Origin of the sequence: Streptomyces sp. NPDC058257, from assembly GCF_042881845.1 — a bacterium.
Lineage (GTDB): Bacteria > Actinomycetota > Actinomycetes > Streptomycetales > Streptomycetaceae > Streptomyces.
Genome location: NZ_JBHVXJ010000006.1, coordinates 197116 through 209499, shown reverse-complemented (window position 1 = coordinate 209499; position 12384 = coordinate 197116). Strand labels below are relative to the sequence as shown.

Sequence of the window (12384 nt, the reverse complement as noted above, 5' to 3'; positions counted from 1 at the left end):
GGTCGCCCCGCCCGCCACCCCTCATCCTCCTCACTGCGCAGACGCCGGAGCCGATCCGGCGCCCTTTCTAGGAGAACTCCCATGTCCATCAGCGTCCCTGCAGGACGGCGGAGCGTGCTCGGCTCCAAAGACCGCGTCAAGACCGCAATCGCCGCGGCCTTCGGCACGAGCGTCGAGAACTACGACTTCATCGCGTACGGCACCGCCTCCGCGCTCTACTTCGGAGCGGTCTTCTTCCCCGAGAGCGATCGCCTCGTCGGCACCTTGCTCTCGTTCGCCACCCTCGCGGTCGGCTTCGTCATGCGCCCGCTCGGCGGCGCCCTCGGCGGCTACTTCGCCGACAAGTACGGCCGCAAACCCGTCCTCGTCGCGGCGATGATCGTCATGGGCGCCGCCACCTTCCTCATCGGCGTGCTGCCGACCTACGGACAGGTGGGTGTGCTCGCACCGGTCCTGCTCGTGCTCATCCGCATGATCCAGGGCCTCGCGTTCGGCGCCGAGTGGGGCGGGGCGATCACCATGGCCTACGAGCACGCGCCGTGGCACCGCCGCGGCATGTTCGCCGCGATCCCCCAGGCCGGCAATCCTCTGGGCATCGCCCTGGCCAGCGGCGTGTTCGCGTGGAGTTCCACCCTGGAGGGCAACTGGCAGTGGCGGACCCCGTTCCTGCTCAGCGCCGTCATGGTGATCGCCGCACTGATCGCACGCTCCCGACTCTCCGAATCCCCCGAGTTCCAGGAAGCCAAGGCCAGCGGCAACACCGAGAAGAACCCGTTCCTCGCCACACTGGCCGACGACTGGCGCGGCATCCTGCGCGTCATCGCCTTGCGCGTCGTGGAATCCTTCGCCTACTACTCCACCGCCACCTATCTGCTCAGCTACATCACCGAACGCCACCCCGACCTCAGGCCCGTCGCCCTCGGCGCGATCACCGTTGCCAGCATTCTCGCCATCGCGGTCACCTTCCTCGCCGGCGCGCTCACCGACCGCATCGGACGCCGCCCCATCTACATAGCCGCCTGTACGGCGGCGATCCTCTTCGCCTTCCCGATGTATCTGCTCACCAACACGGCCCAACCCGCCCTGGTGGTCACGGTGTTCATCATCGGCATCGGCCTCATCCACGCATCACTCACCGGAACCCAGGGCTCCCTGCTCACCGAGCAGTTCCGCACGGCGACGCGCACCTCGGGAGCCTCGCTCGGCTACCAAGTCGCCGCAGCCATCGGCGGCTTCGCCCCGCTGCTCGCCGCCGCCCTGGTAGGTGCCTACGGCTGGCCAGGCGCCGCACTGCTCTACCTCGCCGCAGCCGTGATCGGCCTCGGCGGCATCCTCGTGACCAAGGAGACCTGGGGCCACCATGAGCGGGAGCGTGTGATCGGCCTCGTAGCAGAGGAAAGGCGCACTCAGACCGCTTCGGAGGCGCCGGCCAGTGGCGCCCCGCCCCTCACCTCCGAATCTCGGTGAGCTCTGTTCTCCCGCTCACCCGTGAGTGCGCCGTGTGCGGCCTTGGTGGCGGTTCAGGCGGTCGAAATGACCGCTTGGGTGACGGCTGTGATCGCCGGGGTGGGGTGGCCGCAGAGGCGTGCCACGAGCACCCGGCGAATCTCGGGGGGTGCGCCGTCGACGCGCAGCACGCTCACCCCGGGCGGCAGCATCGGTGAGAGCCCGGACGGCACCGTGGTCATGCCGAAGCCGCCGGCGACCAACTGGAGCTTGGTCAGCCAGTCGCGCGCGGAGTGGATGACGCACGGCCGTCCGGGCAGGCCGGGCCAGACGCCGAGCAGCGGCTCGGAGTTCGACGACGGGGTGGCGATCCATGCGGCGTCGACCAGTTCGTCGACGTGCACGGTGGTACGTCCGGCGAAGTCTCCGGTCGAAGACACGGCCACGACCAGTTCGGCGTCCGCGACGGTCTCGAGGTGCAGGCGCGGCAACTCGCTGTCGAAGGGCCGGTGGGGCGGGCGGGATGTCAGCACTGCGAGGTCGAGCGAGCCCGCGCGCAGCGACCGGATCAGGGTGGGTGTGGTGCTCTCGCGCGAGGTGACCGTGATCTGCGGGGCGGCCTTCGCGAGGTGTGCGAGTGCGGCGGGCAGGATCGCCGCGCCCGCGCTCGGGACTGCCCCGAGCCGCACCAGTTCGGTCCGCGGGACGGTGCCGGTGAGTTCACGCTCGGCCGCCGCGAGCGAGGCGAGGATCGTGTGGGCATGCCGCAACAGGGTCAAGCCGGAGGCAGTGAGCCGTACCCCGTCCGGGCGGCGTTCGAACAGGGTGGTGCCGGCGCTGTGTTCGAGGGCGGCGGCCTGGCGTGAGACGGCCGACTGCGTGTAGCCGAGTCGGGTGGCCGCCGCGGTGAAGCTGCCGGACTCGGCGATCTGCCGCAAGACCCGCAGTCCCGTACTGGAGATGTCCATGCGACATACGCATACCATAGATGCGAGATCATCGCTTCCCGCATGCTCGTCCCGCTCCTAATGTTGATCTCAAGAGCACGGACAAACACGGAGGTCATCACGTGCGAGCAGCAGTTCTGACGCGGTTCGGCGCCCCACTCGCGGTGCGGGAGGTGCCGGACTCCGAGGCCGGTAGCGGTGAGGTGGTGGTCGAAGTCCTCGCCGCCAGCGTGGCGCCCTACGCGGCCGAAGTCTTCAGCGGCAAACGGAAGTACCCCCTCGTCCCTCCTGTCGTGCCCGGTGTCGGCGGCGTGGGGCGGATCGTCCACGTCGGCCCTGACGCCACCCGGCTGCGGGTCGGCGACCTGGTGTGGTGCGACTCGACGGTGCGCTCGCGGGACGATGCCCTGACGCCCGATATCACGCTCCAGGGCTGGAGTTCGCGCGGCGAGGGCGGCGCGCGGCTCGCCGAGTACATGCACGACGGTGCGTTCGCCGAGCTCATGCGGGTCCCGACGGAGAACGTCTTTCCGCTGCCGGCCGCGGCCGGGGAGGATCCGGCCCGCTGGGCCGCGCTCACCGTGCACACCATCTCCTACGGCGGACTGCTGGCAGGCGGGCTCGCGGCCGGCGAGACCCTGCTCGTCAGCGGGGCCACCGGCAACCTCGGCAGCAGCGCGGTCGCGGTTGCGCTCGCGATGGGAGCGGGCCGCGTGGTCGCCCCGGGCCGCAACCAGGCCGCGCTCGACCTCCTCGCCGACCGGTTCGGTCCGCGTCTGCGCCCGGTCCCGCTGACCGGGGACGAGGCCACCGACCGCGCGGCGATGTCCGCGGCGGCCGACGGCCCGATCGACATGGCGATCGACCTGCTCCCGCCGAGCGCACCCAGTTCGGCCTCGCGCGCGGCGGCCATGACCGTGCGCGAGTACGGCCGCGTCGTCCTCATGGGCGGCGTCGGCATGCTCGGTGGCGACGACCTCGCACTCCCCTACCCATGGATCATGCGCAACTCGATCACCGTGCGCGGGCAGTGGATGTACCCGCGCGCAGCCAATGTCGGCATCATCCGGCTTCTCACCTCGGGCACTCTGGATCTCACCCCCGAACGAGTCCGGTCGTTCAGCCTCGACGCCGTCAACGACGCCATCGCGTACGCAGCCGCGCACGGTGGCCTCTTCGACCGAACCAGCCTCATCCCATCGGCCGGCTGACAAGGCCCGCTGATCCGCACCATCCGCACGACCGTCATTCCTTACGAGCACAGGCGGCCATACTGCTGCTGTTCGACGTGCACGAAGCCAATCGGGGCTCGGCCGGTCACTGCTACCCGGCGAAGCTGCCCGTGTCGACCAGTCCTGGGAGACAGGCGACCTGCAGATCAGGCCGGCCGGGCTTCCGGTGATCGGCAACTTCTACCCGCAAGGAAAGGGCGAGGAGTTCCGCGACGGACTGCTCCGTCACATCGAGGGCAGGGACGAGTCGAAGCCCATGTTCATCGCCGCCGCGATCAACGCCTGGAGCTGGTCACCGAGCGACATCGCGGAGCTGGCCGAACTGCTCGACGCACCCTTCGAGGTGGTCCGCGGTGATGTGTTCTTCGCGTTGATGAATCTGAGCGCGTGAACGTACCGCTTCGGCGGAGGTGAATGACGGTCACGGTGCCGTGCTCCTGTGTGGCACGGCACCCTGGGGCACTATGACTTGGTCAAGGGGCAGTCGGGGTTGGCCAAGTGGAAGTTCTGCGGGGTTTCACCGGGTTTCAGGCTGGGGCGTCGCCGCTCAGGAGCGCTGGCGCGCCGTCAATGCACCCCGTCTCGCCACCCTTGCGCACCGCCATAGCGGCGCACGGACAGTCCGCGAACCTCCGCCGACTCCGCCGACCGCGGCGGCGCGTCTTCTCCTCCTCTGAGTACGAGTACCCCTGCTCTGAGTACGAGTACCCCTGCGGGAGGAGAGCGCGCCGCACGCGGCCGGGCCGGCCCGGGTGCTGCTTTCCGGTAGGCGACAGCGCGCCCGGTGGTGGCGTGCGGGTCAGCGGACCTTCGTCAGCTCGCCCTGGTCCTTCAGGGTGGCGATCCCGTTGGCCCAGAGGCTGTTGACCCGCTGGCGCTCCTGCGCGTTCGGGTAGGCGTTGGTGCAGGACGTACCGGGGCCGCCGCCGGACATCAGCTCGCCGCACGGGCCCGAGTAGTGGTCGGGCAGACCGAGCACGTGACCCGTCTCGTGGGCCGTCACCCGCGTGGAGTTGTACTGCTGGTTCTGCCGGTAGTCCAGGAAGATGTAGCCGTGGCCGTGGCCGTCGGTAGAGGCATACGAGCCGCGCGAGTCGTTGCCCTCGCGGTACTCGAAGTCGGCAGTCGAGCTGGTCTGCTGGAGCTTCACGTTGCTGACGGAAGAGTTCCAGATCTGCGTGCTCTGCGCTATCTGGCTGCCGAAGCTCGGCGCCCGGGTCGTGCGGTAGCGGACGGTGACGACCTGGATGCCGGGCTGCGCCGCCTGCTTCTTCAGCGCCGACTTCATGACGGCGTCGAAGAACTGCCGGTTGGCGGCCTGCTCCTCGGCGGAGCCCGCGTACGCCGACGTGGCGTTCGTGGATACGGGCTTGACCGTGTCGGGCGCGGGCGCCGCGAACGCCGAGGGAGCGACGGCAAGCGAGCCGACGAGGGCGGCAGCGCCCAGGATGGCACGGAGGCTGGTGCGGGATCTCTTCACGGGGGGTGTGTCCCTTCTCAATGTGCGGTGGCCTGGATGGCCGGGGCGGCCGGGAACTCCCGGGCACGAAGGTGCCCGGCATCCCGGGACCGGGGCCCTGCGGGTGCGGGCCTTTGGTCGGGATGAGTATCGGGAAGGCCGGGCTCGTTCGTACCGATACCATTCGGCGATAGCCGCAGAGCATCAACTGGTATGAGCCAAAAGGCAGTTGCCACATCGCACGCCCGGACGTGCGCCTACGGGAAACACTTGATCCGTACCGCTGCGCACGTGGAACTCCACCGCGATGCTCACCCATCAGCGGGGTGAACACGCAGCGGCCATCGCGGCGGGACAGGCGGCGCAGTCCACCGGGCCCGGCTACGAGGCGCACTCCCGCCAGCTCTGCCCCGCGTCCACCGGGCCCGGGAACGAGGCGCACTCCCACCGGCTCTGCCCCGCACAGCCGTACTGAGGGTCTCGTCGCCCGACGGCGCGACGTCGAAGACCACGGCGGCAGGGCGGCAACCTCCGGGGCCACCGCGACGACTACTGCACACGGGACAACGACACCCGGGATTCAACGATGAACAGGGAGCCGACCATGAGCCGAGCACGTACACGAAGACTGCACGCCACGCTGGCCGCGCTGGCCGTCACTGCCGCCAGTGGTGCGGCCTTGACGCTGCCGGAGGCGTCGGCGCAGCCCACGGCCGCGGCAGCGGTCGGCAGCGCCACCGGCTACGCGACGCAGAACGGCGGGACCACCGGCGGCGCGGGCGGCAAGACGGTGCGGGCCACGACGGGCACCGCGATCCACACGGCCCTGTGCAGCCGCGCCGCCGACGACACTCCGATCACCATCGAAGTGGAGGGGACGATCAATCACGCCAACACCGCGAAGGTGTCGGGGGACAGCTGCAACACCGCCGCCGGTGTGATCGAACTCAAGCAGATCAGCAACGTCACGCTCATCGGTGTCGGCAGCGGCGCCGTCTTCGACCAACTGGGCATCCACATACGCGATTCCAGCAACATCATCATCCGGAACGTGACCGTCAAGAACGTCAAGAAGTCGGGCTCCCCCACCTCCAACGGCGGCGACGCCATCGGCATGGAGAGCGACGTCCGCAACGTCTGGGTCGACCACACGACCCTGGAAGCCTCGGGCGGGGAGTCGGAGGGCTACGACGGCCTCTTCGACATGAAGAACAACACGCAGTACGTGACGCTGTCGTACAGCATCCTGCGCAACTCCGGACGCGGCGGCCTCGTCGGGTCCAGCGAGAGCGACGTCTCCAACAGCTACATCACCTATGACCACAACAAGTACGAGAACATCGACTCCCGCACGCCCCTGCTGCGCGGCGGCACGGCCCACATCTACAACAACTACTACACCGGCCTGAACGAGTCCGGCATCAACTCCCGCGCCGGAGCCAAGGCCAGGGTGGACAACAACTACTTCAAGAACTCCAAGGACGTCCTTGGCACCTTCTACACCGACGCGGCCGGCTACTGGCAGGTCAGCGGCAACACCTTCGACACGGTGACCTGGTCCCCCGCCGACGACGAATACAACCCGGCGGGCCCCAACCCGACGTCCAACACCACGGTGAGCATCCCCTACCCCCACTCCCTCGACAGCGCCGCCTGTGTGCCGGACATCGTGGGCAGAACGGCGGGAGCGGGCACGGGCCTCAAGGTGTCGGACGGCACCTGCTAGAGACGCGAGCCGTTCTGGCGGTACGGCGGCGGGACACCGGCGTACCGCCAGAACGGCACCACCACGACAACCGCCCACCCCCGAGGTTCACAACACCGGCACATACGCCATCAGCTTGATCCTTGGCGTCTGGCCTCGTCGCGTTCGTGGAGCGCGCTGCGTCGTTCGACGGTTCTGCCCACGTCCTGGTGGGGGGCGGGGTGACGGTTCTTGGAGCCGGGGGCCCGGGGCCTGGACGGCTGGGTTTGGGCACCCAGCGAACTCATCCCACGGCCCCCTCGTGAACTCCCTGAATTCTTCGCAGAGTTCAGGATCACGAGAAGGCCGCCCTCATACCCTGCTATCACCCCAAGGAGTGACCGCACAACCAGGTCAAAGGGTAAGGATCAAGCTGAGAAGCTGCGCCGCATCCGTGGTCCAAGAAACATCCACGTCAGTTCGTGCGCTAAGCACGTGTCGTAGCTGCCGTGGCTGGGTTCGTGCGGCGAGGGGTACGACAGCCCGAGGCCCGGCCCGGGTGAAGCGGATGACTCCGCCGGACTCCGTGACTGCGGCCCGCTCGAAGGTGGCCAGCTACTTCACGCACATGACGTAGGCGGTCCCGTGCTTGTGCATCATCTCGACCTTCCAGCCGTTCGCGTCAGCGGCTTCGACGGGTGCGCTGGTCTGCACGAAGTCCACCACCGCGCCCGCTCCGGTCACGACGGGGTCAGAGTTGTAGCCTCCGCCGATCGACACCATGCCCTTCGGGCAGGAGGCCACGGACTCGTGCCCGTCGAGCCCCGGCTTGCCGACGACGACCTTGGGCACCGGTGCGCCAGGGGCGCACATGGCGTAGGACTCGGCGGTGCCGTGGTGCAGTTTGACCGCCCAGGTGTTGGGCTTGGGGGCCGACGGTGCGGAGGCGTCCACGGCGTCGACGTTATGCTTGACACCGTTCCTGGAGTTGTGCGACTTGTAGCCGCCGCCGACCAGACCGGTGCCGGCGGGACAGGTCGCGTCCGCCCACTTGCCCTGGTCCGACCACGCCGGAGACTTCACGATCTTCAGGGCCGCGGTCGCAGCTTGCGGCGCGAGGGAGGCGTGGGCGGCCGGGGACACCAGCATCGTGGCGGCGGCACTCAGTGCGGCGGCTGCCGGGATAGCCAGGGCCAGAGCAACGGTTCGGGGGAAAGCGGGCATGGCACAGCTCCGGATAGATCGGCCGCATCTCACGGCATAGGGAATGAGCGGGATGATCTTGTCCCTTCGTCCGGACCAGGCGCCCGACGACATGCCCCGCACCCCCTCTGATGGATGCAGTCGGCAGAGCAGTCGGCGGGGCGCACCCCGGCTTACGCGGCTTCGTAGAGGTGCGCCCGCGCGCTACGCCACTGCACCCACCCCAAGACCGTCAGCCCCTTCGCGTCCGGCAGACCGGCGGGGCGCAGGAGTCCGCGTCTCCAAGCGCGAGGCCCCTCAAGTAGCGGGAGGGCACGCCGCGCCTAGACCAGATGCTGGCCGCTCCAGCATCCGCCGACGTGGACCTACACTGCGGTGCGCCCACCGATGCCCTTCTCAATCAACCAGTCCGGGGGGGCTCACGCCTCTCCGGCCCGTGCCGTCGGCGGTGAGCTCAGAGGGCCTGGTCATCCTCCCCTGTGGCCTTGTCGGGTACCAGGGCGAGGCTGACGATGTGGCGGATGCGGTCGTCCCCGGGGGCTCGTCGCGTAAACCGGGCGACCAGTGCCTCCAGTTCCTCCACCAGCTCGGTGAACTCTTCGGGGGTCGCCCACACCGCTCCCTGCCGGTAGAGGACTCCCTCGCGTGAGGGGTCAGCGTCGTCGCGGGAGAGGTAGCGGTCGAAATCGGCCATCATCGCCCCGGTGAAGACGGTGAAGGCCTGCCGGTGGTCGTCCTTGGTCATTCCGGCGCGGGCTTCCTCGTCGACGAGGGCCTTGTCCTGCCGGACCCGGTAGCTGCGTTCGATCGTCCCGCGTACGGGTCTCTCCTGGACCACTTCCAGGATGCCGGCCTGGGCGAGTGTCGCGACGTGCCGGTACATGCTGGCCGGTGAGACATCCGGGAGACGTTCCCGGAGCTGCGCGGTGGTCAGTTCACCGGCGCCGACCAGGGTCTGGATGATGCGCATCCGGACCGGATGGAGGAGGAGATTCGCGGTTGCCATGATTCACCTTCTCACATCTGATAACATTCTCTCACTTGAGAACGCATGAGCGCGAAACGAAAGAGGCGGGGCCTTGCCCGACATCGACATGACGGTCACCGCGGACAACGGGACCTCGCTGGCCGGCACCCTGACACTGCCCGTCGGCCCCGGCCCGCACCCGGCGGTCCTGCTGCTGCACGGCTCCGGCCCGCTGGACCGTGACGGCAACAGTCAAAAGCTCCCGATGAACCTGGGGCGGCCGGTGGCCGAGGCCCTCGCCGCACGAGGGATCGCCACCCTGCGCTACGACCGTCGCGGCAGCGGCGCCAACCCCGGCGACTGGCGGGCCGCCGGCTTCACCGACAACCGCAAGGACGCCGCCGCGGCCGTGCGCGCTTTGGCGGGCAGGGCCGACGTCCACGCGGACGCGATCGGCGTGATCGGCCACAGTGAGGGCTCGCTGCACGCCATGGCCCTGGCGGCCCGCACGGACGTGCGTGCCGTCGTGATGCTGGCCGGCTTCGCCAACCTGGGCGAGGAGGCCTTCCGCTGGCAGGGCCGCTCGATCGTCGCGAGCATGCCCGCTTTCTTCCGGCTGCTGCGCCGACCGCTGGCGGGACTGGGCAGCCGGGCCCTCGCCCGGGTGAAGAAGACCCGGACGGACGTGGCGCGCGTGGCCGGTGCCAAGGTCAACGCCCGCTGGATGCGCGAGATGCTCGTCCATGACACCCGCGACGACCTCGCCGTCAGCGCTGCCGCGATCCTCGCCGTCACCGGCGACAAGGACCTTCAAGTCAACCCGGACGACTTGAAGGAGATCGCCCGGCTGGTGCCCGGCGGCGCGGAGACCCACCGCATCGACGACCTCACCCACATCCTGCGGCGCGACTCCGGACGCCCCACCCTGAACTCCTACCGCCGCCTGCTGCGCGAGCCGGTCGACCCCGGCCTGCTCGACCTCGTCGCCGAGTGGCTCTCCCGTCACCTGACCGCGGTCGCCGGCGAGGCGCCCGCCGAGGGGCGATCCGCCTCTTCCTGACCTTCCGGTCCTGCCACCTCGGCCGACCCCCGAGCCTCGTCACCCAGGGCGGTGTGCTCTTCCCCGTCGGAAACACACCACGCTGCCGAGCGACCCTGGTGATGAGTTATCGCGCCCGCATCCGTCACACCTACGACAGGACACCACCGGACGGAAGGACTACGTGATGAGTGCCAATACGCGGCCGGGGGAGCAGGGCGTGAGCGGGCCGGGCGACGCCGACGAGCCGGCGTTCTCCGGACTGGCCGAGCGGCACCGGCGGGAACTGCACGTGCACTGCTACCGGATGCTCGGCTCGTTCGAGGACGCCGAGGACACCGTGCAGGAAACATTCCTGCGGGCCTGGCGCCGGCGCGAGACCTTCGAGGGGCGCTCGACGTTCAGGGCCTGGCTCTACCGGATCGCCACCAACGCCTGCCTGGACCTGCTGGCCAAACACCGCCCGCAGCCCGCGACCGGCGGCGAAGTGCTCTGGCTGCAGCCCTACCCCGACCGGCTCCTCGACGAACTGCCCGCCGCCGGCGCCGACGAGCCGGAAACCCTCGCCCTCGCGCGCGAGACCATCGAACTGGCCTACATGGTCGCCCTCCAGCACCTCGCGCCCCGCCCTCGGGCCGTACTGATCCTGCGAGACGTCCTCGGCTGGCCCGCCAAGGACGTCGCCGGCCTCCTCGGCGTCTCCGTCAACTCCGTGAACAGCGCCCTGCAGCGCGCCCGCGCCGGCATGCGCGAACACCTGCCCGCCGAACGGCAGGACTGGACCGGCAGCCAGGAGAACACCGGGACGCGCGAGATCGTGCGCCGCTACACCGACGCCAGCCTGGCCACCGACATCGACACGCTCGCCGCACTGCTGCACGACGACATCCGCTCCTCGATGCCACCCACCCCAGGCCTGCAAGTCGGCCGCGACACGGTCGTCGACTACTGGGCCGAGAGCGGCTTCGACGGCATGGAACACCTGCGCGCCGTCCAGACCTCCGTCAACCGGCAGCCCGCCCTCGCCTTCTACCACCGGCAAGAGCGGGAGGGCGCGTTCCTGCCGCTGACCATCGACGTTCTGCGCATCAGTGGCGGTTCGATCACCGAGATCACCACCTTCCACAACGACCGGTTCGCCCTGCTCGGGCTGCCCGAGAGTCTTCCGGCTGACGGCACCGAGTAGACCGGCGTACACGCCCGCGCCGCACGGTGCGCGTACCTCGGCGATCGCAGTGAAGCGGTGCGACGCGTCCGGCGCAGAGGGACGGACGGTCTCGGGGTGGACGGTGAGGCGGCGCCGGGCGGAGGCTGCACCACCATGTCCCGGATATCCGGAACTGGGCGTCTCGCCCCCGGTGTCGCAAGCATTTCGATACGCGGCGTGACAAGAGTCGCACCTATGTGTGCGATCGGTGACGGACCTACGGGCGTGCGGCCGGTGAACTCGGGCCCTACTGTTCGGTAACCCTCACAAGACGGTGTTTTCGTGCCCCCTGGCGGGAGATCCACTGCGTGCTAGCGTCCCGGGTCGCCGGGGGGCCGACACATCAAGTGAGAGGAATCCCGTGGGTCACATGCACCACATGGCAGGAGGCTGGGCCACTCCGGTCCTGTCGTACGCCATGGCCGTCGTCGGCGCCGCGCTGGGACTGCGCTGCACCGTGCGCGCGCTGGCAGCCGGGGGGCGGTCCAAGAAGAACTGGCTGATCAGCGCCTCCGTCGCCATCGGCGCCGGCATCTGGACCATGCACTTCATCGCGATGCTCGGCTACACCGTCGACGGCACCGCGATCCGCTACGACATCCCGCTGACCCTGCTCAGCCTGGTCGTCGCCATCGCCGTCGTCGGTGCGGGCGTCTTCACCGCCGGCTACGGCAACTCCCGGGTGCGCTCCATCGTGCTCGGCGGCGTCGGCACCGGACTCGGCGTCGCCGCGATGCACTACATCGGCATGGCCGCCGTACAGCTCAACGGCTCGATCTCGTACGACCCCGCGCTCGTCGCGCTCTCCGTTTTCATCGCGATCGCCGCCGCCTCCGCCGCCCTGTGGGCCGCGCTGTCCGTGCGGGGACCGGCTGTCGCGGCCGTCGCCTCGCTCGTGATGGGCCTGGCGGTGAGCAGCATGCACTACACGGGCATGGCCGCCGTCACGGTGGACGTGCACGCCGGCACCGCTCCCCTGCGGGGCGCGAGCGCCACCGCCTTCATCCTGCCGCTCGCCGTGGTGCTCGGCTCCTTCCTCTTCCTGACCTGCGCGTTCGTCGCGCTGTCCCCCACAGCGCGGGAGCGCGCCGAGAGCGAGGCCGCAGCCCGCCCGCTGCACGAGGTCGAACTCCCGCTCGCCTGACCGCAGCCGGGCCGCCCCGGCCCGCACCGTCCCTCTCTCCACCGCGGCAGGCGCTG

11 protein-coding genes and 1 pseudogene are annotated in these 12384 nt (G+C 69.6%); 8 read left to right on the top strand and 4 right to left on the bottom strand.

The genetic code is table 11. The annotated features are described in order from the left end of the window. Positions 1–81 precede the first annotated feature (81 nt). Positions 82–1467: an MFS transporter gene (locus ACFVXC_RS17625; protein ID WP_389906262.1), complete on the top strand. Its 1386-nt coding sequence runs from the start codon at positions 82–84 to the stop codon at positions 1465–1467. 53 nt (positions 1468–1520) lie between these two features. On the opposite strand, the gene ACFVXC_RS17620 is transcribed toward ACFVXC_RS17625, so the two are convergent. Next, the gene (locus tag ACFVXC_RS17620; protein WP_389906260.1) at positions 1521–2414 is read right to left on the bottom strand and encodes a LysR family transcriptional regulator; all 894 of its coding nucleotides are present in this window, start codon (positions 2412–2414) and stop codon (positions 1521–1523) included. A 101-nt stretch (positions 2415–2515) separates the two neighbouring features. Between ACFVXC_RS17620 and ACFVXC_RS17615 the strand changes: the two genes are divergently transcribed. Both ACFVXC_RS17615 and ACFVXC_RS17610 read left to right on the top strand, forming a co-directional pair. Further along, positions 2516–3604: an alcohol dehydrogenase catalytic domain-containing protein gene (locus ACFVXC_RS17615; protein ID WP_389906258.1), complete on the top strand. Its 1089-nt coding sequence runs from the start codon at positions 2516–2518 to the stop codon at positions 3602–3604. Between the two features lie 187 nt (positions 3605–3791). After that, positions 3792–4016 carry a hypothetical protein gene (locus tag ACFVXC_RS17610; RefSeq protein ID WP_389906257.1) on the top strand — a complete coding sequence of 75 codons (225 nt, stop codon included), beginning with the start codon at positions 3792–3794 and terminating at the stop codon, positions 4014–4016. A gap of 408 nt (positions 4017–4424) precedes the next feature. Here the strand turns inward: ACFVXC_RS17610 and snpA are convergent, their stop codons facing one another. Then, positions 4425–5105 (bottom strand): snapalysin, encoded by a 681-nt coding sequence (gene snpA / locus ACFVXC_RS17605; RefSeq protein ID WP_389906255.1) that lies wholly within the window; start codon positions 5103–5105, stop codon positions 4425–4427. A 286-nt stretch (positions 5106–5391) separates the two neighbouring features. On the opposite strand from snpA, the gene ACFVXC_RS17600 reads away from it, so the two are divergent. Then, positions 5392–5559 carry a hypothetical protein gene (locus tag ACFVXC_RS17600; RefSeq protein ID WP_389906253.1) on the top strand — a complete coding sequence of 56 codons (168 nt, stop codon included), beginning with the start codon at positions 5392–5394 and terminating at the stop codon, positions 5557–5559. Positions 5560–5688: 129 nt separating this feature from the next. Next, positions 5689–6807, top strand: a pseudogene (locus ACFVXC_RS17595) (polysaccharide lyase family 1 protein); the annotation flags it as partial. Between the two features lie 576 nt (positions 6808–7383). Here ACFVXC_RS17595 and ACFVXC_RS17590 read toward each other — a convergent pair. Further along, positions 7384–7992 (bottom strand): hypothetical protein, encoded by a 609-nt coding sequence (locus ACFVXC_RS17590; protein WP_389906252.1) that lies wholly within the window; start codon positions 7990–7992, stop codon positions 7384–7386. Positions 7993–8425: 433 nt separating this feature from the next. Beyond that, a complete protein-coding gene (locus ACFVXC_RS17585; protein WP_389906250.1) occupies positions 8426–8977 on the bottom strand; it encodes a helix-turn-helix domain-containing protein in 552 nt (183 codons plus the stop codon). A gap of 73 nt (positions 8978–9050) precedes the next feature. On the opposite strand from ACFVXC_RS17585, the gene ACFVXC_RS17580 reads away from it, so the two are divergent. The 3 genes from ACFVXC_RS17580 (at position 9051) to ACFVXC_RS17570 (ending at position 12328) form a co-directional block, all read left to right on the top strand. Next, positions 9051–9998: an alpha/beta hydrolase gene (locus ACFVXC_RS17580; RefSeq protein ID WP_389906248.1), complete on the top strand. Its 948-nt coding sequence runs from the start codon at positions 9051–9053 to the stop codon at positions 9996–9998. A gap of 166 nt (positions 9999–10164) precedes the next feature. Continuing rightward, entirely contained in the window at positions 10165–11163 is a 999-nt protein-coding gene (locus tag ACFVXC_RS17575) for an RNA polymerase subunit sigma-70 (protein WP_389906246.1), read from the top strand. A 382-nt stretch (positions 11164–11545) separates the two neighbouring features. Beyond that, positions 11546–12328, top strand: coding sequence for an MHYT domain-containing protein (locus ACFVXC_RS17570; protein WP_389906244.1), 783 nt, complete (start codon positions 11546–11548; stop codon positions 12326–12328). Positions 12329–12384 lie beyond the last annotated feature (56 nt).